Annotated in this window: 20 protein-coding genes; 4 read left to right on the forward strand and 16 right to left on the reverse strand. The window is 70.0% G+C overall.

Going from position 1 to position 21,750, the window contains the following annotated elements; genetic code table 11:
- Positions 1-60 precede the first annotated feature (60 nt).
- The 5 genes from KO481_RS10720 to KO481_RS10740 form a co-directional block, all read right to left on the reverse strand.
- On the reverse strand, positions 61-693 hold the full coding sequence (locus tag KO481_RS10720; protein WP_215916905.1) for a SpoIIE family protein phosphatase: 633 nt from the start codon (positions 691-693) through the stop codon (positions 61-63).
- The gene (locus tag KO481_RS10725; RefSeq protein WP_215917333.1) at positions 686-1,084 is read right to left on the reverse strand and encodes an ATP-binding protein; all 399 of its coding nucleotides are present in this window, start codon (positions 1,082-1,084) and stop codon (positions 686-688) included. Before KO481_RS10725 ends, KO481_RS10720 begins: the two co-directional genes overlap by 8 nt.
- Before the next feature lie 4 nt (positions 1,085-1,088).
- A complete protein-coding gene (locus tag KO481_RS10730) occupies positions 1,089-1,481 on the reverse strand; it encodes an STAS domain-containing protein (RefSeq protein WP_215916906.1) in 393 nt (130 codons plus the stop codon).
- A 15-nt stretch (positions 1,482-1,496) separates the two neighbouring features.
- Positions 1,497-2,390 (reverse strand): STAS domain-containing protein, encoded by an 894-nt coding sequence (locus KO481_RS10735; RefSeq protein ID WP_215916907.1) that lies wholly within the window; start codon positions 2,388-2,390, stop codon positions 1,497-1,499.
- Positions 2,391-2,534: 144 nt separating this feature from the next.
- A complete protein-coding gene (locus KO481_RS10740; RefSeq protein ID WP_215916908.1) occupies positions 2,535-3,053 on the reverse strand; it encodes a MarR family winged helix-turn-helix transcriptional regulator in 519 nt (172 codons plus the stop codon).
- A gap of 278 nt (positions 3,054-3,331) precedes the next feature.
- Between KO481_RS10740 and KO481_RS10745 the strand changes: the two genes are divergently transcribed.
- Positions 3,332-5,008, forward strand: coding sequence for a fumarate hydratase (locus tag KO481_RS10745; RefSeq protein WP_215916909.1), 1,677 nt, complete (start codon positions 3,332-3,334; stop codon positions 5,006-5,008).
- An 80-nt stretch (positions 5,009-5,088) separates the two neighbouring features.
- Here the strand turns inward: KO481_RS10745 and KO481_RS10750 are convergent, their stop codons facing one another.
- Positions 5,089-6,519, reverse strand: a complete 1,431-nt coding sequence (locus KO481_RS10750; protein WP_215916910.1) for an FAD-binding oxidoreductase — start codon at positions 6,517-6,519, stop codon at positions 5,089-5,091.
- The gene (locus tag KO481_RS10755; protein ID WP_215916911.1) at positions 6,506-6,760 is read right to left on the reverse strand and encodes a hypothetical protein; all 255 of its coding nucleotides are present in this window, start codon (positions 6,758-6,760) and stop codon (positions 6,506-6,508) included. The genes KO481_RS10750 and KO481_RS10755 overlap by 14 nt, the downstream gene beginning before the upstream one ends.
- 378 nt (positions 6,761-7,138) lie before the next feature.
- Between KO481_RS10755 and KO481_RS10760 the strand changes: the two genes are divergently transcribed.
- Entirely contained in the window at positions 7,139-7,312 is a 174-nt protein-coding gene (locus KO481_RS10760) for a hypothetical protein (protein ID WP_215916912.1), read from the forward strand.
- Positions 7,313-7,525: 213 nt separating this feature from the next.
- Here the strand turns inward: KO481_RS10760 and KO481_RS10765 are convergent, their stop codons facing one another.
- Positions 7,526-7,972 carry an FAD-binding oxidoreductase gene (locus tag KO481_RS10765; protein ID WP_215916913.1) on the reverse strand — a complete coding sequence of 149 codons (447 nt, stop codon included), beginning with the start codon at positions 7,970-7,972 and terminating at the stop codon, positions 7,526-7,528.
- Between the two features lie 38 nt (positions 7,973-8,010).
- Positions 8,011-8,346: a hypothetical protein gene (locus tag KO481_RS10770; RefSeq protein ID WP_215916914.1), complete on the reverse strand. Its 336-nt coding sequence runs from the start codon at positions 8,344-8,346 to the stop codon at positions 8,011-8,013.
- Positions 8,347-8,505: 159 nt separating this feature from the next.
- Between KO481_RS10770 and KO481_RS10775 the strand changes: the two genes are divergently transcribed.
- A complete protein-coding gene (locus KO481_RS10775; protein ID WP_215916915.1) occupies positions 8,506-9,270 on the forward strand; it encodes a TMEM175 family protein in 765 nt (254 codons plus the stop codon).
- 126 nt (positions 9,271-9,396) lie between these two features.
- Here the strand turns inward: KO481_RS10775 and KO481_RS10780 are convergent, their stop codons facing one another.
- The 6 genes from KO481_RS10780 to KO481_RS10805 all read right to left on the reverse strand — a co-directional run bounded on the left by KO481_RS10780 (position 9,397) and on the right by KO481_RS10805 (position 19,998).
- Positions 9,397-9,630 (reverse strand): hypothetical protein, encoded by a 234-nt coding sequence (locus KO481_RS10780; RefSeq protein ID WP_215916916.1) that lies wholly within the window; start codon positions 9,628-9,630, stop codon positions 9,397-9,399.
- A gap of 229 nt (positions 9,631-9,859) precedes the next feature.
- Positions 9,860-14,422, reverse strand: a complete 4,563-nt coding sequence (locus tag KO481_RS10785) for an SbcC/MukB-like Walker B domain-containing protein (RefSeq protein WP_215916917.1) — start codon at positions 14,420-14,422, stop codon at positions 9,860-9,862.
- Between the two features lie 157 nt (positions 14,423-14,579).
- Positions 14,580-16,124: a TIGR02678 family protein gene (locus tag KO481_RS10790; RefSeq protein WP_215917334.1), complete on the reverse strand. Its 1,545-nt coding sequence runs from the start codon at positions 16,122-16,124 to the stop codon at positions 14,580-14,582.
- Positions 16,124-17,704 carry a TIGR02677 family protein gene (locus KO481_RS10795; protein WP_215917335.1) on the reverse strand — a complete coding sequence of 527 codons (1,581 nt, stop codon included), beginning with the start codon at positions 17,702-17,704 and terminating at the stop codon, positions 16,124-16,126. Before KO481_RS10795 ends, KO481_RS10790 begins: the two co-directional genes overlap by 1 nt.
- 285 nt (positions 17,705-17,989) lie before the next feature.
- Complete coding sequence (locus KO481_RS10800) at positions 17,990-18,820, reverse strand: DUF2127 domain-containing protein (protein WP_215916918.1); 831 nt, start codon at positions 18,818-18,820, stop codon at positions 17,990-17,992.
- A gap of 38 nt (positions 18,821-18,858) precedes the next feature.
- Entirely contained in the window at positions 18,859-19,998 is a 1,140-nt protein-coding gene (locus tag KO481_RS10805) for an NsdA family TPR-like regulatory protein (RefSeq protein WP_245400733.1), read from the reverse strand.
- 340 nt (positions 19,999-20,338) lie between these two features.
- Between KO481_RS10805 and KO481_RS42890 the strand changes: the two genes are divergently transcribed.
- Entirely contained in the window at positions 20,339-20,716 is a 378-nt protein-coding gene (locus tag KO481_RS42890) for a hypothetical protein (RefSeq protein ID WP_308166500.1), read from the forward strand.
- A gap of 62 nt (positions 20,717-20,778) precedes the next feature.
- Here the strand turns inward: KO481_RS42890 and KO481_RS10815 are convergent, their stop codons facing one another.
- A complete protein-coding gene (locus KO481_RS10815; protein WP_215916920.1) occupies positions 20,779-21,669 on the reverse strand; it encodes a PAC2 family protein in 891 nt (296 codons plus the stop codon).
- Positions 21,670-21,750: the final 81 nt, after the last annotated feature.

The raw sequence follows: 21,750 nt of genomic DNA on the forward strand, positions 1-21,750 counted from the left end.
CCCGCCTCGGCCCGCTCATGCCCGCGCCTCGCTGGCGCTCGGCTCCGGCATGCGCTGCCCTCATGGCGCCAGACCCGTGTGCCCGCGCTGGCGCGCGGCGAGCACCAGCGCGTCGTCGGTGTCCTTGGAGTGTTTGGCCAGCACGTCGGCGGTGATCTCGGCGGTCGGCCGGGCCAGGTCGATGCCGTCGACGAAGTCGCTGACGATGCCGTCGGTGGACATCAGCAGCAGATCGCCCGGGCGCACCGGCACGATCTGGGTGGGCAGGCTCGGCGGCAGCCGGTAGCCGACGATGCCCGCGGTGAGCAGGGCGGCCGCGCGGACCGCCGGTTTGCCGGGCGCCGCCGCGACGATGCGCGACTCGACATTGCCGACCCCGAGCCATTCCAGCCGATCCCCGGAGATGAACTTCGCGAGAGACAGTGCCGCGCCGCGGGTTTCGGTCATCGCGCGATGGCACATCACCGCCAGCACGTCCAGCGGTTCGGCCCGGTTCTCCGAAAGTACCTGTGCGGCACGGTCGGCCGCTTCCGCGGCGGCGGGGCCGTGCCCCAGGCCGTCGAGCACCGCGAACAGCGCCGAATCGCCGCCCGCGTCCAGCACCACCGCCCGGTCGCCGCACACCTTCTGTCCCGGGAGCGCGCGGCCCGCGGTCGCCCATTCGATGGTGCCGATGAGCCCGTCTTCATGCACCGCGGGGTACCCACTTCCACATCTCCACCAGCGTGCCCTGCCCGGGGGCCGAGTCGATGAGCAGCCGGTCCATGAGGCGCTTCGCACCGGGCAGCCCGAGACCCAGGCCGTGCCCGGTCGAATAGCCGTCCTCCAGCGCACGCGGAATGTCGATGATGCCGGGCCCCTGATCGTGGGCCTGCACCACCAGTGCGCGGCGTCCCTCGCGATCCTCCACGGCGATCCGCACCTCGCCGGTGCCGGCGTAACTGGTGATATTGCGGGCGATCTCCGAGATGGCCGTGGAGATCATGGTGATGTCGGTCAGGGTGAAACCAAGCTGCACTGCTAGTTCCCGCCCGGCCTGACGTGCGGTAACGATGTCTCCCGACACCTTGACCGCGATCACCATATTGTCAGCGACCACGGTTATTTCCGTCTTGGTTGCGGCGGCCGCTGCTCAGTTTCTTGTTGAGCCAGGACAGGCCCTCTTCGAGATCCAGGGCGGTGTGCATATCTTCGAAGGTCAGGCCGAGTTGGACCATGGCGAACGCGACTTCGGGCTGCAGGCCGACGATGACCGTCTCCGCGCCGCGCAGCTTGGTCATATGGGCGATCGTACGCAGCGAGCGTGCCGCGAACGAGTCCATTACGTCGATCGCGGTGACGTCCACGATGATTCCCTGCGCGCGGTACCTGCTGACGTAGGTCATCAGGTCGTCCTGCAGGCGCTCGGTATCGGCATCCGTGAGCGCGGATTGCACGGATGCGATCAGGTAGGTGCCCTGCTTCAGAATGGGTACAGGCATAATTCCCGCCCCGGGTTACCGTCCGTCGCGATCGGTGAGGCGCGAGATCTCGTATCCGAGCAATCGCTCCGCCTCTTCGATACCACCCTGCAGGTCGCCGACCGCGTTCATCTTCGTCAGGTCCAGGCCGATGGTCACCAGCGCCAGCGCGATCTCCGAGGACAGGCCGGTGAGGATGACGTTCGCACCCATCAGGCCCGACGCGTCGACGGTCTGCACCAGGTGGTTGGCCACCGTGGAGTCGATCATCGGCACACCGGTGATGTCGATGACGACGACCTTCGCGCGATTCGCGCGGATCGCGCGCAGCAGCTGTTCGGTGAGCTGGCGGGCGCGCTGGCTGTCCAGCACACCGATGATCGGCAGGATCAGCAGCTGCTCGCGCACCTGCAGCACTGGCGTGGAGAGCTCGCGGATGGCCTCCTGCTGCTGGCGGATGACGCGCTCGCGCTCCTGGACGAAGGAGATGGCCACAGTGTTGGCGATGCGGTTCGCGGCGGGCTCGTACGCGTCCAGCACGTTCTTGAGCAGTTCGAAGTCCGTTTGGTACTTCTCGAACAGGCTGCGGGCCAGTACATCTCGCAGCAACAGCACGATGCCGATGACCTCGTCGGTCTCGACGCCTCGCGGGATGATGCGCTCGGACAGGTCGCGGGCGTAGGCCTGCAGGGCCTCGACGCTACCGGTCTCGAGCACCTCGACATAGTTGTCGTAGATCGAGGTGGCCTCGGAGAAGACCTCCTCGGGCGTCATCGCGGTCAGCAGCTGGGCGTCGGTGATGCGCCGCGCCCATTCCTCGCGCAGCTCGGTGCGGTTCTGACGCAGATGCTCGACCAGCTGCGGAAGCAGGTTGTCGACCGGGCCGGTCAGCAGCGAATCCGCCGAAAGGCCGGTGGGCACGTCGGACATGAAAACTCCTGCCCCTTTCCGTAAGGGTAGGTCGGTTGCTCCTCGGGTCGCTCGCACACGGCCGCATCTCGCATGCCTTGCCGAGCCTAGTCTTAGCCGATACCCGCTGCTTGCCAAACGAAACATTGATAGCACGACGGTGACTCAGCCCGCATGCCCGTTGAGATTACCGATCTTCCCGTCTCCCGGGGTGATCCGCCTGTCCGACGGGCCGCGATGATGGTCGAGCAGTGTGTCGTAGATATCAGCCAGCGCGGCGAGTTGATCACGGTCGAGCACGTCGATCATGTTGCGCCGGACGCTGTCGACGTACGCGGGCGCGGCGGTGGTCAGGACGTCGGAGCCCTTGCCGGTGAGCACGGCCGCGGTGCGGCGGGCGTCGTCCGGAATCGACTCGCGGGCAACGAGTCCGCGCTTCTCCATGCGGGTGATCTGGTGCGACAGGCGGCTCTGCGACCATTCGAGCACCGCGGCCAGCTCGGCGAAGCTGCGCCGGTGGTCGGGCGCGTCGGCCAGGCGCGCCAGCACGGTGTACTCCACATAGGTGAGGTTCGCCGCGCGCAGCGAATCACGGCCCACGGCGGCGGCGATCAGGTCCCGGGTGAACACGAACCCGAGCCAGGCCCGGCTCTCGACGGTGTCGAGCCAGCGGGTTTCAGTCACGATGTTGCACCAGGCCCGTAATCGTTCATGCTGGTAGCGCTCACATTGCCCACAACCTTTACCGCACCCACACCGCGTCTCGTCACGCCTTCGCCTTCATCCGTTGTTCGTTCACCCCCCTCAATGAGAGGTACACCCACCCTGTTGAAGGTGCAACCTATATGTCATTAGGTTTGCCTTACAAATGGGCGGCGGTGGCCGCTGGATACAGTGCGAAATGCCGTCTGACGCGCACGTGCGGCGGCCCAGGCCCCCAAAGTTCGAGGAGTGTGCGATTCGTGACCGCGCCTGAGTTCCTGTACTCGGATCTGCTGCCGACCGGCGCGGACGAGACCCCGTACCGGCTGCTGACCACCGAGGGCGTGAGCACCTTCAGCGCGGGCGGGCGGACGTTCCTGCAGGTCGAGCCCGACGTGCTGCGGATGCTGACCGCCGAGGCGATGCACGACATCAGCCACTACCTGCGCCCGGCGCATCTGGCCCAGCTGCGCAAGATCATCGACGATCCCGAGTCCTCGGGCAACGACCGGTTCGTGGCGCTGGACCTGCTCAAGAACGTCAACATCTCCGCGGGCGGCATCCTGCCGATGTGCCAGGACACCGGCACCGCGATCGTGATGGGTAAGAAGTCCGAGGGAGTTCTGACCGGAGCCGACGATGCCGAATGGATCAGCCGCGGCGTCTACGACGCCTACACGAAGCTGAACCTGCGCTACTCCCAGCTCGCCCCGATCACCATGTGGGACGAGAAGAACACCGGCTCCAACCTGCCTGCGCAGGTCGAGTTGTATTCCACCGCCACGGATCCCGCGCATCCGGCGTACAAGTTCCTGTTCATGGCCAAGGGTGGCGGCTCGGCCAACAAGTCCTTCCTGTACCAGGAGACCAAGGCGATCCTGAACCCGGAGCGGATGCTCGAGTTCCTCGACGAGAAGATCCGCTCGCTGGGCACCGCCGCCTGCCCGCCCTACCACCTTGCAGTCGTCATCGGCGGCACCTCGGCCGAGTTCGCCCTGAAGACGGCCAAATACGCCTCGGCGCACTATCTGGACACCATGCCGACCGAAGGATCCATGGCCGCGCACGGCTTCCGGGACCTCGAGCTCGAGCAGGAGGTGTTCAAGCTCACCCAATCCTTCGGCATCGGAGCGCAATTCGGCGGCAAGTACTTCTGCCACGACGTGCGCGTCATCCGGCTGCCGCGGCACGGCGCGAGCTGCCCGGTGGCAATCGCGGTGTCGTGCTCGGCCGACCGCCAGGCGCTGGCGAAGATCACCCCCGAGGGCGTCTTCCTCGAGCAGCTCGAACGCGAACCGGCGCAGTATCTTCCGGAGCAGACCGACGCCATCCTCGGCGGCGACGTCGTCGAGGTCGACCTGAACCGGCCGATGTCCGAGATCCGCGCCGAGCTGTCGAAATACCCCGTGAAGACCCGGCTCTCGCTGACCGGGCCACTGGTCGTGGCCCGCGACATCGCGCACGCCAAGATCAAGGAGCGCCTGGACGCGGGCGAGGAAATGCCGCAGTACCTGCGCGATATGGCCGTCTACTACGCCGGACCGGCCAAGACGCCCGACGGCTACGCCTCGGGTTCGTTCGGTCCCACCACGGCCGGGCGCATGGACTCCTACGTCGACCAGTTCCAGGCCGCGGGCGGCTCGTTCGTCATGCTGGCCAAGGGAAATCGGTCCGCGCAGGTCACCCGGGCGTGCAAGGAGCACGGCGGGTTCTACCTCGGTTCCATCGGCGGCCCCGCCGCGCGGCTGGCGCTGGACTGCATCAAATCCGTCGAGGTCCTGGAGTATCAGGAGCTCGGCATGGAGGCGGTCTGGAAGATCGAGGTCGAAAACTTCCCGGCCTTCATCGTCGTGGACGACAAGGGCAACGACTTCTTCGCCGAGACGCAGAAGCCGATCGCGCTGCGGGTGCGCACCCGGTCCAAGGAACGCATCTGAGGGCGGGTTCCCGGCGTGCCCGTAGCCGGGGTCTGCCGTAATCCGCTCGGGTCCAGCGGATTACGGCAGCGCGCGGTGGCCTACCAGTCGATCCCCGAGCGCAACAGCCCGTCCGGGTCCACGCTGCGTCGCACCGCGCGCAGGCGGTCGAGGTTGCCCGCGTAGTAGCGCGCCGGATCGGCCGGTGGTTCCATGTAGTTGGCGTACGCCCCGGCGCTCGCGGACCCCAGGATGCGATGAGCGCCGGTGATCCAGTCGCGGGCGGCGGCGGGGTCGTCGGGGGCGTCCACGATCCACTGCAGGGTGGCGGCGTGGGAGCGCCAGGGGAAGGCCGAGGCGTCCGCGGCGGTGTCGCGGACGGCGCCGTCGAGCGGATCGATCAGGACGTAACCGGATGCGCCCGAACGGGATCGGGCAGTGACGATATCCACGATGGTGGTCGCGACCGCCGCGGTCAGCTCGGCCAGCACATCGGATCCGGCAACCTTCGTCGAGCGTGGCGTGGTCGAGCCGCCGCCGAGATCGTCGACGGCCGCCATGTGGTCGAGGGTCCGGCGATTGATGCCGGTGGGTGTGGCGCCCGCGGCGGCGGTGAGCGCGGCCCCGGCGGCGGCGCCCTGTCCGGCGGGCGTGACGATCAGCACCGCGCAGCCGAGTTCGCCCGCCGCCGAGGATATTTCGACGTTCGACCAGACCGTGCGGGCCGCGATCGGCTGCCAGCGTGCCCAGCCGGTGAGCACCTGTGCCGCCGCGCCGGCCGGGAAGCTCAGGCGCACGATGTCCCGGCTCTCGGCGGGGCAGGTGCGGTAGGTCAGTGAGGTGACGATGCCGGCGGTGGCGCCGCCGCCGCGCAGCGCCCAGAATAGGCCCGGCAGCTGCGTAGCGGAGGTCTGCGCCGAACCTCCTTCGGGCAGTACGACGTTCGCCGAGACCAGCCGATCGCAGGCGAGGCCGTAGCGGCGCGAGTCGACGCCGATACCACCGCCGAGGGTGAGTCCGGCGACGCCGACCGTGGGGCAGGTGCCCAGCGGCAGCGATCTGCCCGATGCGTTCAGCGCGGCCAGCACCGCGTGGGCGGTGGCCCCGGCGCCGATGGTGACCCGATCCCCGTCGGGGGTGATGGCGGACAGGCCGCGCAGGTCGATCACCACCGCGCCGGTAGTCGCCGAGGCGCCGACATACGAGTGGCCGCCCGCACGGACGGCCAGTGGGAGCCGGTGATCGCGTGCGAAGGTGGTGGCGGCCAGCACATCCGGTTCGCCGGTGGCCTGAACCACGGCGGCAGGGGTCTGCGAGTCGAACTGCGGATCGAAAAGCTGTGCGGCGGAGCGGTAGTCGCCATCGCCGGGAAGTGACAGCGTGCCCTGCAATCGCTTTCGCAGGCCGTCCCAATCCGCCGGATAGGCCCCCGCGGGCGGGGTGGACGTCAGGGCGCCCGCGCCGGCGGTGAGCGCGGCTGCTCCTCTCAGCAGGGCGCGGCGGGATACTCCGCGGCGGTCATGCGAATTCACCGGATGCGCTCCACGGGGTCGGGGTTTTTCGGTCGGCACAGGTGTCCGACGGTACCCGGTATACGCGGCCGGATCCGGCGTCGGTCCGCGCGGGGGACAGGGCGGTGAGCGCGAGCAACGCCGCGGCGCCGACCGTGGCGGCGGCCGCGAACAGCAGATGGGCCGGCGCTGGAGGCGATCCCGTGCCGCGGGGCGGGATGGCGTTGTTCGAGTTGGCGGCGGTGGCCGCCCCGGAGGCCATCCCCTTGCCCAGGGATGAGGGTCAGCTCGGCGGTCGCCGGATCCGGCGGTGCGGCGGCCGCCGTGACTTCCGACGCCGCGAGACTCAGCGCGAAAATCGGTGCGGCGGAGAGTATCCGGATCATGCGCGGCATCGGTCGGTACCTCCTGAGCGTGAGTCCGTCGGGCCGGGAAGCAATGGCGCACCGGTGGATCGATCGAGCGCCTGGGCGACAGCGTAGCGAATGATTGGTTAACGGCATGTAAGTGCATGGAGATCTCGCCGGAATGCACACTTCTCGCGTCGATGCTAGTGCTCGGTAGGCGATTTTCTCGAGGCTGTCAGCAAAGGCGGCGGGCCCCGCGCGGACTGTGGCACATTGCCGGTTACCATCTCGGCATGCACACGCGAATTGCTGGATCGATGCTGGTCTCCGGAATCGGGGTATCCGCGATGGCCTCGCTGATCGCGCTCCGAAACGAATCGGACATCCGTAACAAATTGCTGGAGGCCGACTTTCAGCTAACTGTGAAGAACGCGCCGGATGTGCTGTCCATCCCCGGTGTGGCGTAGATTGGGAACCGGCATTGTGGGTATCCGGCGACGTCCGGGCATCTGACCGGACCGTGCGAGACAATGGAGGTTGGGTTGCAAGGGCGGGTTGCGGACTCGGGCGGCTGGTCGGTGCCCCTCGGTGGCCGGAAACACGATGTGGACGCGCGGCGCGGTACCGGCCCGGAGCGTGGCGGGGCATGGGCTGGGCTGTGGGGTTCCTCGGGGTGGCTGTTACTGGAGTTTCCGACCGCGCTGCTGCTGGCGGTCTTCGTGGGCACCGGCTGGCTCGGCTATGCCCAGCACGGCCGGCCGACCAGGGACGCACCGATCCCCGCGGTCGTCGTGCCCGGCATCGGGGATGGGTCGGTCCCCAGCGTCGGTGCCGTGCTCGGTGATTCCGGAATGCGCTGAGTAGCGGACCGGCTCACGCGTCCAGGATTTGCCCGGATCGAGCAGTCCGTCCGGATCCAGGGCGTGTTTCACCGCGGCCATGATGTCCACGGCGGCACCGTGTTCGGGCCGCAGGTACTCCTTCTCGGCGAGACCGATGCCGTGCCCGCCGGTGGCGGTGCCGCCCACGGCGAGTGCGTGACGCACCATCTCGTCCGAGAACCGCCGCGCCGCAGCGCGGTTCGCGTCGGTGTAGGGCCACGGCACTCGGTGCCAATTCTGCGCCATCGATTTGTATCACCCTGTCGACCGGGTGTTTTCGTGCTTCAGACCCTGTCTGCCGCCGGGGCAGGTGCGGTGCTCATGGCGGCCGCGGCGGGTGCCGCACGATCGGACAGCACGAGCGCGGTGACGAGCCCGAGCGCGATCGCGTGCGCGAGGTAGACCGTGACCCCGGGGGCGGGCAGATATTGCGCGACCGTGGCCGCGGCGAATATGCCCAGCGCAGAACCGAATACGGTCGCGCTTGCCATCGCGGTGCGGCCGCGCTCGCCGCGGCGCTCGAGGATGAGCCCGGCCGGCGATCCGGTGACCAAGCCCACCGACAGGCCCGCGCAGATTCGTGCGAGGCAGGCGATCCAGGCCGAATGTGCCAGTGCCATCGCGCAATCGGCGCCCACCCCGATGCGCCACCACCACCCCCTGCGTGAGGGGGCGTACCGAGCAGGGGCAGCGCCGGCGTCAGCGCGAACAGGTACGCGGCGAAGATCACCGTGATGAGCAGCGGCGCGAGCGCCCAGGCGTGCCGGTAGTACGGCATCATGCCGGTCGCCGGATTCGGCTGCGCCATGATGAGCACCAGCAGTTCTCTACTCGACAGTGGCGCGGGCGCGGATGTCACACTGGCCCGGCACGCAAGGAGGGTGATGGCCCACTACAACCGCATCGCCGGACAGGATCTCGGTCGCCTGGCCGCGCTGAGCGATGGAATCTTCGCCGTCGCAATGACACTGCTGGTGCTCGACCTGCACGTACCCGCCACCCAGGTGTGGCACGAGCACCTGCTGTGGGCGCCGGGGGCGGCGTCGGCCGAGGCGCCGGTCTGGCAGGTGATCACCGACGTGGGCCCGAAGTTCGCGATCTGCCTGCTCGGCTTCGTGACGCTGGGCATGTTCTGGCTGGGCCAGCAGGCTCAGCTGAACCTGATCGCCCGTGGCGACCGGACGCTCGCGTGGATCCACATCATGTTCCTGTTCGGAATCGCGGTCGTGCCGTTCGCGACGGCGCTGCTGGCGGCGTTCACCGCCGCGCGGCTGGCGCTGCTGGTCTACTGGGTGAACCTGGTGTATCTGGGCCTGGTGCAGCTCGCCGGGCTGCGATACGCCGAACGCGCGGGCCTGCTGGGCGAGCAGACCGGCCCGCGGGACCTGCGGGCAATCCGCCGCCGCATAGTCGCCGTGCAGGGCCTGTACGCCGCGGCGGTGGCGCTGTGCCCACTGAGCACCTATCTGAGCATCGCCGTGATCATTGCGCTGCAGCTGGATTCGGCCGTGTCCCCGCGCATCGGCCTGCTGAACCGGCTGTGACGGCGCGGCCATGCCGACCCGGTCGGCATGGCGGGGCGCGGGTTCGTTCAGGATGGAGGGGTACCACCGGCACCGCTTCTGCGCCACCTGGGTGGAGCAGTCCATGCAGTGGGGGCCGGCCGTGCGCTACATCCGCAGCGGCGCCGGATTCATCGAGCGGCTCAACGACGGTGACGAGGCGATCACCGATATGCACGCCATGCTTGCCGATGTGCTGGGCGCCCTCGCGCGCGAGGGAAGGACCAGCGCGAACTCGACCTCACCTACGCGGTCCTGCTGTGGATCACCATCTTCGACGAACGCGTCATCTACGACCTGGCCGAGCATCGCGGCCGGCAGCCCGCGGAGATCACGGCGCATTCGACCCGGGCTGTCGCGGGGGCGCTGGGCATCACCGTGTGAGAGCGCGATCGCCCCCGCGCACCTGGTGTCCAACCTCCTTCCGGCGGTCGATCGTCGTTGCCGCGGTCGGCCCGGCATGCTCGGGTCGGGATCCTCAGCGAACCAGCGGATTCCGGCCGAGGCGGGCCGTACGACGGTGGACAGCACGCCGGAATTGCGGGGACCGAGAAGACGGCCGGCAGTGGGACTAGGGGGTGGCCAGCGCTTCGTCCAGCGTTATGGCCCCCTCGACCGTGTGCGCGATGCGGCGGCGGTTCGGCGAGCCCAGGGCTGTGGTCAGGTCCGAACCGTCGTGCTCGGCCAGCAGGTCGCGCGAATCCCACACCAGAAGCGTTGCGCTGACTGTGTTCTCGGCCGCCGAGTGGGCCAGGTCGTAGTGCGCGCAGGCAGGCACGTGGTCGTAGGTGATCCACAGGTCGTAGCCGGTCATGAACAGATCCAGATCGAAATCGACCGACAGGCCCAGCAATTCGCTGCGGCCGTTGTCGTCGACGCCGGCGAACGCCTCGTCGAGCGCGAGCAGCCGCGGTGCCTGTGGATCGGCCGAATCGAGCATCACGTGGGCGGCGGCGAACAGCGGCAGATGCAAGGAGACGGACTGCTCGCCGCCGGACAGCGCGCTGTGCCGGGCCACGGTGAGGCGGTCCTCGTTGCCGTCGCCGGTGATCAGCGTGAACGAGAAGATTCGCCAGGTGCGGTAGTCGAGTGTGGTGGCCAGGATTTCCGGATACGAGCGCTCGGGGTGCGCGGCGCGCGCGGAGCGGATCTCGGCGGCGAAATGAGCGCGGATGGTGGCCAGCTCGTCCGGGCCCAGCTCCGACGCGTCGCGGTCCAGCAGCTTGCACACCGCGCGCGCCGACTCGGACAGATTGTCCGCCAGCACCCAGTGCACGCCGATGGTGTTGCCCGAGGACATGCGGCGCTGCTTCATCTCGGTGCCCATGCGGGCGATGAGATCGCGTGCGTCGCAGGTGCGTTCGTGGATCTGCTGGGCCAGGCCCGTCAGCAGCGCGTCCTCGAGGATCCGGCGCTCGGCGTCGGTCAGCAGCAGCTCCTGATCCGAGCGAGCCGCGGCGATGCGCCCCGCGAAGTCGGCCAGGGCCGCGACGCCCTGATCGTCGTGCACCTGGACCACGGTCAGGCCGTCGGCGGCGTCCCACTGCAGCCGGTAGTCCTGGCGGGCCGCGGCCAGGGCGGCGTCGAACTCCTGCAGCGCCGCGGTCACCGCGCTGCGTGTGGACTTGCGGGCCGCCTCGCCCGCCCGCACCGAAGACGTTGCGGCGGAAAGGTTGTCGAACAGCGTCTGTACCTCATCCGGGAGCACGCGCAGCTCCATCTCCGGGCCGCCGGTCTCGATGCGGTAGAGCAGTTGCTCGGCGGTGGACCACGCGGCTTCGCTGCTGGGCCAGCGGCTCTCGGGCGGCGCACCGAGCAGGCTCAGCAGATCCGGTCGGGCGTAGGGCGCGAGATGTTTGACATCGGAGAGCAGTTCGGTCAATGCCGTGCCCAGCGCGTCGTGCGCGGCCCGGAAGGCGCCCTCGGCGGTGCCCACGCCCTCGATCGCCTCGGCCGCCGCCCGGCGCGCGGCCTTCTGCTCGGCGCGCGCCGCCTCGATCCGCTCGCGCGCCTGATCGAGCTCGCGGTCGATGTCGGCGGCCCCGGCGCCGAGGGCCTCCCGCAGCGTCTCGAGCTTGCGCAACTGCTCCTCGTACCCGGCGCGCGCGGACTCGGCCTCCTCGGCGAATGCCTCGGCCAGATCTCGCGATTCGGCAAGACGATCGTCGGTCTCGCGCGCGCGTTCGTGGTCGCGCTGATGGTCCCCGCGCAGCCGCAGCAGTGCGGTGCCGGTGTTCTCGAAGTGCCGGATGGCGGCGGCCAGGGCGTCGAGCTCGGCCGCATCGCGCGGGACGTTGTGGGCGGCCGCGACCGCCCGGACCTTCTTGTCGGCGACGGTGAATTCGCTCACCGCCTGATCCAGATCGCGCTCGGCCTGAGTCGCGCCCTCGGTGCGCGAGCGCAGCATCCCTGCGGCCTCGGACACCGCGCGCAAAGCCGCGGTGACGGCGTGGGTGCGCGGTAATGCCTTGGCGGCGGCGGTGATTCGGGTCAGCTCGGCGGTCGCGGCCTCCTGCTCGGTGACGGCGTCATGCCGCGCCTGCTCGGTGGCCTCGATCGCCTCGGCGAGCTCGGCCAGCCGCAGCTCGCGGCGGCGTGCACGGGCGGTGGCCCCGATGAATTCGGCGTGCGGTTTGGTGTGGCGGCCCAGCTGCACGCCCTGGCGGTAGCGGCCATCGGCGGCGATCGTGATGGAGGCGGACGCTATTCCATCGACGGTGCCGGCCGTCATGAGCACCGGGTCACCGGCGGTGCGGGCGCCGGCCGCGCGCGAGTGGCCGGTCTGCGCACGGGACGAGCCGGAGATCGCACCGTCGACTCTGAGTACGTCCGTTCCCGTTGCCGACGGGGCGGTACAACCGCCGGGCGCGGCGGCGTTGTCGGCGCGCGTGGTCGCAGTGCCGCCGAGTGCGGTGGCGTTGTTCTCGGGTGTGGTCGCGTTGCCCTCGGGCCGGGTCGCGGCATCACCGGGCGTCGTCGACGTATTCCGGGCTGCTCCGCCGGGCGATCGACGAGTGGGGGTCCCTGGCGTCGACGTATCGCCGCGGTTGACTGCGTCCGCGAGCGCGATGGAGGCGAGTACGCCGCGGACGGTCTCGCGAGGAACGGTCAGGGCATCCGAATCATCCTCTACCACAAGCACGTCAGCGAGAGTGCGCCCCGCCGGACGCAGCTCGGGAGGCAGCGGGACGAGGAACTGATCCGAATCATGTGGCGGCAGTTCGGCCCCGGTGCAGACCCAGCCGTCGAGCAGATCGGCCGCCTGCAGGGCGGACTCGATCCCCGCGGCGTGCTCGGGGGAGACGTCGTCGGCAAAGCGCACCAGGCGCCACAGCGGTGCGCCCAGGTGGGCGTCGCGGGGGCCGGTGCGGGCGGGGAACGGCGGTGGGGCGTCGTCCTTTTCGGCGGCGACCCGGTCCCGCTCCGCGCGCAGCGCGGAGGTCCGGGTGGTGGCCTGCTCGGCGGCGGCGAGCGCGGTCTGGCGTCGGGCGTGGATCGCGTCGGTGAGCGGTTCGGTGTGTTCGGCCAGGACCTCGGGCAGGGTGGGTGCATCGCCGGCGCCCGCCTGGCTCAGGGCGGCATCGAGCGCGGCGAACAGTCCGGCCGGGGAGTTCCCGGCGGCCTCGTCGTCGCTCTCGCGCCATGCGCGGCCGTGGGTATCCCACCATTCTCGCAGCGCCGCAGCGGTTTCGGAGCGAGCCAGGGTGACCGAGCCCTCGGCACGGGCCAAGTCGGCGGCGGCGGTGTCGCGTTGCTCGCCCGCGCGCTGGGCGGCGCGCTCGGTGCGAGTCCGGTCGGCGGCGGCGGTGTCGACCAGCGTCAGCGCCTGGCGGACCGCGCGCACGTCGGCATCGCGCTCCTCGGCATGACTGCGAACGGTCGTCGTCAGATGTTCCGCGCGTGCGGATTCCGGCAGCGCCGACCAGGCGATCCCGGCTTCCTCGGCGGCCGCGCGCAGCTCGTCCTCGCCGCGTGAGAGGGCCGCGGCCGCGGATTCGACCGCGGTGCGGGCCCGTTCGGCCTCCGCGCCGCGCTGGCCCACGGCCTGCTGGGCCTTGGTGGCCTTGTCGCGGTGTACCGCGGCGGAGGTCTCGAGGCGCCTGACCGCGTCCGCCAGGTCGTCGAGCTGCTGCTTACCCTCGTACGCGCTGGAGCGCTGCAGGGTTTCGCGGTCGGTGAGGGCCTGTTCGTAGGCGCGGTCGGCGGCCTCCGCGCGCGCCTCGGCGTCGGCTCGACCGCTCTCGCGGCGCTCGCGCAGCGCGGTGGCCGCGAACAGGGCGGTGCTCGAGTGGGTGACCGCGTCCAGGCGTCCGCGCACCTGCTCGACATCGCTCTTTGCCTGTACCGCAAGGTATTTGCGATACACGTCCACGAAGGTGCGGGTGGCGGTGTCGGCCTGGACCAGGCCCTCGAGGGTGCGCCCCACCTCCTCCATATCGCTGAACGAGCGGGCGGCGTCCAGGATCAGTTGCTCGTCCAGCGGCCGCAGGCCGTCGGTGAGCGCCTGCGAGAGGCCGCGCGGATCGAGGTTCTTGGCCAGCTGCGGGCGGCGCAGCGTCAGAATGAGATTGATCAGCTGGTCGTAGCGCTGCAGGCCCAGGCCGAACATGCGCGCGTCGATGGCCGCGCGGTAGTCCACCGGCCGGTCGGTGATGGCGTCGGTGCCGATCTGCTCCGCGAGCTGTTTGCGGGTGAACGGCCGATCGTCCGGTCCGATGAGCGAGAAGTCCACGCCCACACGGCCGTCGGCGACGAAATACCAGCGGGTCACCTTGTCCGAGGAGCGGGTGGCGCGCATGCCGATGCCGACGGTGACGATCTCGGGATCGTCCCAGCGCCCGCGCGCGAACTCCATCCACACGTACGAGTACGCCGATTCCTGCTTGCGGTACAGCAGATTCGACTTCATCGTGCGTTCTTCACCGGCGAACGGGTTGAGCCGGCGCGGCTCGATCCGCCCGTCGAACACGAACGGGAACAGCACCTCGAGGCCCTTGGTCTTACCCGAGCCGTTCGGCCCGCGCAGCACCAGCCGGCCGTCGGCGAAGCAGAATTCCTGATCGCGGTAGTCCCAGAGGTTGATGATGCCCGCGCGCGTCGGCACGAACCGAACTCCACCGTGTATGAGCTCCATCAACTCCCCTTCTGTGCTGAGTGGATCTGCCGCCCGCGGGCCGGCGCGCCCCGTGCGCGCCGAGCCCGGGAAGGCCCCGAACGCTGACGGGGATTCGGAATGCGGCGCAGTCCCCGGACGCCGAACCGGCCCCGAACCGTCCGTACGCACCGGGCGGTCATCTCGCGGGCCCGGAGGCAGCGGCGTGGTCGCCGAGTGCGGTTGCCGAGGCGAAGAGTTCGGATTCCGCCCGCGTGCGTACGGTGACGACCGCGCCGCGGTAGCGGGCGAGGGCGGGCAGGATCAGCAGGGCGTCGTCCCCGGGGGTGAGAGGCGCAACAGCCGAGACGGTCGGTGTCTCGTCGGATTCTGTTGGTACGGGCTCGGATTCGTGGACCGCCGATTCGGATTCCGCGGCTGCGACCGCGGATTCGGTTGCCGGCTCCGGCACGACGTAGCGCTCGAGCAGGTGCAGGCGTTCGAGCAGGGACAGCACCTCGCGGGTGAGGCCGGGGACGTCGGCCTGCCACTGGGCGGCGAAGGTGGACCCGTAGCGGTCGGTGAGGGCCTGGACGGTCTCGCGGATCCATGCCATGGGGATGATCGGGTAGCCGTTCTCCACCGCGTCGTGCGGCTCGTCCGGATCGGGCGAATCGTCCTCGGGGACATCGAAATCCGGCGGCACGACCAGGGGCGCGAAGACCGTCGACCCCGGGATCGCCTCGTCGAGCGCGGCCGCCAGGGCCGTACCCGGCTCGGGCCGCGGGCGGCGCTCGACGGGGTGGTCGATGTCCAGCACCAGATCCGCGATCTCGCCGACCAGCAGCAGCGCAACCTGGGCCAGGGTCCCGGTCCCGGGGAATCGGATGTCCGAGAAGCGGCCCGAGGTGTCGATGAGCGCTACGCCCTCGGCGCGGCGCTCGGCACGCAGGCCGGTGAGCAGCTCCACCTCGGCCACGACTTTCTCGGTGGCCAGTTGCGCCCGCTCCTCGCCGGTGAGCTCGCCGGCGTACACCACGGGCCGCTCGACCAGCGCGCGGCGCACCCGCCGGGCCGCCGCGGCGCGGGTCTGCGGCGCGGAACGGCCCGTGCCGCCCTCGGATTCGCCGCCCAGCAGTCCCTGCACGCTCTGCAGATGCTGCAGCGCCCGCGGCGGCCGGAACAGCGCGAGCACCACGGTCCGGTCGATGTCGTACAGCGCCTCGCCGGCCTCGGGATCCGCCGCCCAGCCGCCCGCGTCGCCGTCGGCCAGCGTCAGCGCGCCGCGCGCGCCCAGCCAGGCCACCGCGTCGACGAAGGCGTCGCGATCCGCGGCCCGGTCCGTGGAGAGTTCGAGCCCGTCCACCCGGGTCGCATAGGACGCCACCCGGTCCGCCAGCTCCGACAGTGTGATCTGGTCCCCGGCGCGACCCAGCGCTGCCAGCGCGAGCGCCAGGTAGGCGTAGCGCCGGCGGTCGAAGACGCGCTCGGCGGGCGTGCGCGCCGGGCGGCCGGGATCGAGCCGGTCCAGCACGGGAAACAGCCGCGCGGTGGTCTCGGTGACCTCGAGCCGATACCCGAAGAGCTCGGCCAGATCCTCGCGCAGCTCGGTGGCCCAGCGCCGCATCAGCGGTAGCGCGATGCGATCCGGATACGTCCGCGTGACAAGGTGATTGGACAGAATCACCCGCGCCGCGCGCTGGTAGCTGTCCAGCACAAGCGAATCGATCGAGCGTGCGTGGATCACGACTGTTCTCCCGCCCCGGGCGTCGCCGCGCCGGCTGCCCCGGCTCGCGCTGTCGGTCGCCCTCCTGCGGAAGGCGTTCGCGCACGGCCGTTCTCGCGCACCTCGAGGCGGCGCCCGTTGAGATGCAACAGGCCCCGCGAGGTCCGCACGACCGTCGACCCCGGATGCTCGCGCACGGTCAGGGTGACCCCGCTCTCGGATCCGGTGGTCCCGCTGCGTCCGCTGACGGGCACCCAGGCGGTCGAGGCGGCGTCGAGCAGCCGCAGCAGCACCTCGGTCTCGCCCTCGTCCAGGATCCGTTCGTGCACGTCGGCGGCGGCCAGGGACTGGGCCGCGGCGGCCCGCGCGCGCTGCGCGTCCAGCTGGGCCTGGCGCAGCCGCCGGATGCCCGCGTCGTTGCGCGAGATGCGCGAGGGCGCCCCCGGCGAGGGCGGGCGGCCGGTCTCCGCCAGGGTGCGCGCGATCTCCAACGGCGGTGCGTCCCACCACGATCGGGTCGCCGGAACGACATCAGCGTCCGGATGTTCCATGGACAGGTGGCGGGGGCGGCCCAGCCCGAAGACCGCGTCGAACAGCGCGTGCGCCGCCTCGGCCGACGGCGTCGCGGTGAACCACCCGGCCAGATGCCGCAGCGCCGACTCCCGGCTCACCCCGCCCTTGCGCGTCTCGGTGACCCGGCGCAGCAGCGAGAGCACCGCGGCGATGGCACTCATCGTCGCATCCCGGAGCCGCTCGGCCTCGGTTCCGGCCGGACCGTCGGCCGCACCGGATTTGCCTTCGCCCGAACCGATGTCGGCGGCAGTGCCGACGAACCACCCGCGCAGCCCGCGCCAGCGGTCTCGCCAGTCGTCCTCGCGATCGGCGACGTTCAGCAGGACGCGCTCATCGCACGCCGCGGCTCGCGCGATCATCTCCTCGACGCCGGTGTCCTGCACCTCGGCGATCGCGGCGGCAAGCCGCGGGGCGAACCGCGCCAGATCCATGCTGAACTCGCGCATGTGCGCCAGCAGCGCATCCTTGTGCGCGAGAAACGATTCCGGTGTCGCCTCCGTGGTGCGCACCAGGTCTCCGAGCGTCAGGTAGAAGTGCGCGGCCCGGTCGGCCAGCTCCGAGAGCGTGGTGTCGAGCCGTTTGAGGATGCGGTAGACCCGCTCGGCGTCGCCGGCGCGGTTGGCCTGCGCCAGCGCCTGCAGATCGGCCAGCAGCTCGGGCAGCACCAGGCGCGAGAGGGCCGCCTCGTCCAGCCGCGCGCCCAGCACCTCGGTGACCGCTCGGTAGGCGTGGTATCCGCCCTGGGAGAACTGGTAGACGAAGTGCCGGTTGCGATATTCGGCGAGCGTCGCCGCGCGGGTGCCGTCGTAGCTACGCTCCAGCACGCCCCACTGGTGCAGCTGTTCGAGCAGCGGTCCGACCTCGAGGGCGGACAGCCGCGGCGCGTCGGAGAACCGGGCCAGGGCGTCGGCGACGTCGCTGGCGTGCAGCAGCACCACATAGGCGGCGCGAGCCTGGTCGAACGCGCGCAGCACCCACAGGTATTCACCGCGCTTCTCGGCCGTGGCGAAACCGAACAGCCGCAGCCGGTCCTCGACCGCGAGGGCGTCGATTCCCGCGGGGGCGAAGACAACTCGGCCCCGCGGGATGGCGGAATCATCGAAAAGAGCGTCCGGTCCGGCCGCGCGGGTGGTATCCGGGGGGACCCCGGGTGCGGCCGCGAGGGAACCCGTGTCGACCGCGGGCGCGGCGCCGGGCAGCAATCCTTCAGCGGACTCGGTCACCGGGACAGGGTAGTACCGAACCCGAGGCGCGCTACGCGGTGCCCGGGCGTCGGCGCGCCGCGCGGGGCGTGCCGGGACTCCCGGCGCCTAGCGGCCGCTTCGCTGCGGCGCGTGCGACATGCGCACCGTCGGCTCGTCCGGACCGCCCTCGGCCGCACCGGTTCCGACGGCGACCGCGGAGCGCTCGACCGTGAGCAGGCTCTCCTCGTTGTGCTCGGCGTGATAGGCCCGTCCGCCGCCGTTCAGGCCGAACAGTCGCTTGGACCACAGCAGCCACAGCACCGCGACGATGTTGATCGCCAGCATGCCCGCGCGCAGCACGGTGATCTTCTCGGTGAGCTCGTAGATCTCCAGCGGCAGGAAGATGGCGGTGGCGATGACGGCGAAGTATTCACCCCAGCGCTGCGCCAGCCACAGCCCGATTGCCTCGATGAACTCGATGATGGCGTAGGCGAGCAACCCCGCCGCGATCAGGGTGAGCACGGTCGGGGAGAGCTTCCAGCCCTCCTCGATGAAGTGCACGATCTTCGAATTGTCCGGGTTCCAGCCGAGCTGGTCGGTGATCGGCCGGATGAGCGGCATTTCCTTGTCGAACGATTCGTGCAGTTTGGTCTGCGAGCGGCGCACCTGGAACACCCCGGCGGCCAGCGCGACGAACAGCACTCCGCGGAAGATCCGCTCGACGGCCAGCAGCCGCAGGATGAATCGGTCCCGCAGCAGCCGCCCGCGCGGCACCTCGGGCGCCTCGTCGGCGGGGCCGCGCCCGCGCGGCTCGCCGACGACGAAGTCGCCGCAGCGCAGGCACCGCCAGGCGGTCCCGGCGGGAGTCGAAACATGAAGGCGGCGGGCAAGTTCGGTCTCGTCGGGCGCGTAGGTGGCATGCCCCCGCCACGAGCAGGTCCGCAGACTGAAGTCCATCGCAGGAGGGTAGCAATTGTCGCGTTCGCGCGGGCGAATCAGTTTGTGGCCAGGCAGCGGAGCTGATCCAGATAGTTGTGGGTGCGCGGGTCGTCGGGATAGCGCTCGATCATCTCCCGCGCGGTCTCCCCGGCGATCCACATCAGCGACGGCAGCGACCGGCGCGTGCCGGAGAACGCGCGCAGGCCCTCGTCGACGGCCAGATCCAGATCTCGCTCGCGCACCGCCACGACGGCCAGGGTGAGCTGAGCCTCGGAGACGCGCATCGGTTTCAGGACCGTCCCGCAGGGCCCGGTGGACGTCTGGATCACTTGGCGCGCATGGCTTTCCGCGAGGCGGTCCTCGCCGATGGTGCGGCAGCAGTCCATGGCGTAGAAGTCGAACTTCTGCGGATCGACCACGAAGTGGTTGTCCAGATTGGCCGGATGGTCGAGGCGGTCCAGGATGGCGCGACCGCGGCGCAGCGCGGCCTCCATTGCCGACCGGTCGCCGATGCGCGCCCAGCCCTTGGCCTGCTGGGCGGCCAGCAGTACACCGACGCCGAGCTGCTGGGTGGTCGCCACGGCGGCATCGGCGGCGTCGATGGCGCCGCGGTAGTTGCCCTGGGTGAGCGCGAACCATGCCGCCATTTCCGCGCCCCAGCCGAGGATCTCGGCGTGCTCGGCCTCGCGGCCCAGCGACAGCGCGGCGCGCCGGGTGGCCTCGGCCGCGGTGCGGCGGCCCAGGTCGTAGTCGGCGCAGCCGACCAGTAGTGCGACCCAGCCCGCCAGCACGAGCACCTCGCGATGCTGCGCCAACGTAAGTCGACCGTCCAGTAGGGAAGTGATGCGGCGTAGCCAGGCCGTGCCCTCGGCGTGCAAATCGTGCGGATCGGCGCAGGAGTATTCGCAGCACAGCCGCTCGGCGGTGATGCGGATGGCTTCCAGGGTGGCCGAGGAGACGTCGGACATGCGCAGCCGGCCGAGGAATTCCAGGGTGTCCATCCCCGTGGACGACAGCAGCTCGTCGTCGCGATTGGGCCGGGCCTTGGGAAAGAACGCGGCGGTGACCGTGTCGAAGGCGGCGGCGATGATCGGCGCGTAGAACTCGTCCGGCCGGGACTCGCCCGATTCCCATCGGCGCCAGTTGCGTAGCAGGGTGCTGTCCGTCGGCAGGGTGTGCGAGGATTTGGCGCGCATCGCCCGTACCGCCTCGGTTTGTGACCACCCCCTCGCGTCGCGCTCGGAACGCATCCTGACTGCCCAGACGGGTCGATCGTCACCAGCGGCCACCTATGTAGTATCCCCCTAGTTAACGCAAGATGGCCCGGATAGGGCATCTCGATGTCAGTGGATTGACATCTGTAATTGCATTTGTAGATGATGCATGCTCTATACAGGAAGCTCCGAAGGCCCTTCGGTACCGCGGATCAGCGGTGTCCGGTCGCAACGGCAGTACCTCGTCCCAGCAGTACCCCGCCGCAGGCGGGTATCCGACAACAGAACAGCGAATTCTTATCCAGATCCAATGGAGGTTCGGGTGGAAGCGTTGATCTATGGGTATGTGCGTGACGAACTGGCCGACGGCCACTCCCAGGAGCTCGAGGACGCCATGTGCAGCCTCGCGGCGTCCGCCGGAATGTGTTTCGCCGCGACGTTCCATGAATCGACTACCGGCGACGGCACCGCGTTCGCGGAGTTGACCGCCGAGCTCAAGCGTGCCGACGCGCACCACGTGGTGGTGCCGTCGCTGGATCATCTGGCAGGCCAGACGATTCCGCGCGACATCCTGATCGCGAAGCTGGCGGAGGATGCCGAGGCCCGATTGTGGACGGTCGACCATCGTTCCCAGGTGCCGCAGATTCTGCCGGACGCCGAGACCGACGACCTGGCGCTGATCGCGACCACCGAGGTCTGATCGCGCCGGATCGCCCGTGGCCCCGGGCGGAAATCGCGCCGGGGCCAGGGAGTTTCGCAGTACTACATGCCGAACCCGGCCGCGGGACCGCCCCGGCGGCGCAGGTACTTCTCGAACTCCGCGGCGATGGCGTCACCGTCGATCTTGGACATCGCCTCGTTGAGATCCACCGCGGCGTCGCCGCGCTCCTCGAGCGAGCGCACGTAGTCGCTGACCTCCTCGTCACCGGCGGTCATCTCGTCCACGGCCGATTCCCAGTCCTCGGACTGGGCGGGTAGCTCGCCGAGCGGGACCTCGATGTCCAGGACCTCCTCGACGCGATGCAGCAGGGCGATGGTGGCCTTCGGATTCGGGGGTTGCGACACGTAGTGCGGCACCGCGGCCCAGAACGAGACCGCGGGCACACCCGCGCGCACGCACGCGTCCTGCAGCACGCCGGTGATGCCGGTCGGGCCCTCGTAGCGGGTCTGCTCCAGGTTGAACTGCTCGGCCGCCTCCTTGTTGTAGGCGGTGCCGGTGACCGGGACGGGACGGGTGTGCGGCGTGTCCGCGAGCAGCGCGCCGAGGATGACGACGGTGGTGATGTGCAGCTGCTCGACGAGTTCCAGGATGTCGTCGCAGAAGCTGCGCCAGCGCATATTGGGCTCGATCCCGTGTAGTAGCACCACATCGCGATCGCTACCGGGGGGCGAGCAAACCGACAGCGTCGTGGCGGGCCACTGGATCTCGCGGGTGACCCCGTCCACCTGGCGCACCGTCGGACGGTTCACCTGATAGTCGTAATAGTCCTCGGAATCGAGCTCGGCGAGGGGTTCGGCGTCCCAGATCAGCTCCAGATGCTCGACGGCGCCGCTCGCTGCGTCCGCGGCGTCGTTCCAGCCCTCGAAGGCGGCCACGAGCACCGGATCGCGCAGCGTCGGCAGGTCCGGATCGGGTGATGCACTGGCGTTCACCCGGCCAGCCTACGGCGTAGAGGCCCTGCCTTTCACGGCATATTGCTCGAGAGGGCGTGTCGATGCCGGGGGCATTAACAC

It is taken from the genome of Nocardia albiluteola, assembly GCF_018860155.1.
Lineage (GTDB): Bacteria > Actinomycetota > Actinomycetes > Mycobacteriales > Mycobacteriaceae > Nocardia > Nocardia albiluteola.

What these genes read in the sequence shown, in the direction of transcription:
- KO481_RS10765 (WP_215916913.1), bottom strand. Translation starts at nt 7,972, where the DNA reads ATGGCGCAGAATTGGCACCGAGTGCCGTGGCCCTACACCGACGCGAAC.
- KO481_RS10800 (WP_215916918.1), bottom strand. Translation starts at nt 18,820, where the DNA reads ATGGACTTCAGTCTGCGGACCTGCTCGTGGCGGGGGCATGCCACCTAC.
- KO481_RS10735 (WP_215916907.1), bottom strand. Translation starts at nt 2,390, where the DNA reads ATGTCCGACGTGCCCACCGGCCTTTCGGCGGATTCGCTGCTGACCGGC.
- KO481_RS10725 (WP_215917333.1), bottom strand. Translation starts at nt 1,084, where the DNA reads ATGGTGATCGCGGTCAAGGTGTCGGGAGACATCGTTACCGCACGTCAG.
- KO481_RS10730 (WP_215916906.1), bottom strand. Translation starts at nt 1,481, where the DNA reads ATGCCTGTACCCATTCTGAAGCAGGGCACCTACCTGATCGCATCCGTG.
- KO481_RS10775 (WP_215916915.1), top strand. Translation starts at nt 8,506, where the DNA reads ATGCCGGTCGCCGGATTCGGCTGCGCCATGATGAGCACCAGCAGTTCT.
- KO481_RS10760 (WP_215916912.1), top strand. Translation starts at nt 7,139, where the DNA reads ATGCACACGCGAATTGCTGGATCGATGCTGGTCTCCGGAATCGGGGTA.
- KO481_RS10780 (WP_215916916.1), bottom strand. Translation starts at nt 9,630, where the DNA reads ATGCGCCGTGATCTCCGCGGGCTGCCGGCCGCGATGCTCGGCCAGGTC.
- KO481_RS10770 (WP_215916914.1), bottom strand. Translation starts at nt 8,346, where the DNA reads ATGGCACTGGCACATTCGGCCTGGATCGCCTGCCTCGCACGAATCTGC.
- KO481_RS10755 (WP_215916911.1), bottom strand. Translation starts at nt 6,760, where the DNA reads ATGGCCTCCGGGGCGGCCACCGCCGCCAACTCGAACAACGCCATCCCG.
- KO481_RS10785 (WP_215916917.1), bottom strand. Translation starts at nt 14,422, where the DNA reads ATGGAGCTCATACACGGTGGAGTTCGGTTCGTGCCGACGCGCGCGGGC.
- KO481_RS10805 (WP_245400733.1), bottom strand. Translation starts at nt 19,998, where the DNA reads ATGCGCGCCAAATCCTCGCACACCCTGCCGACGGACAGCACCCTGCTA.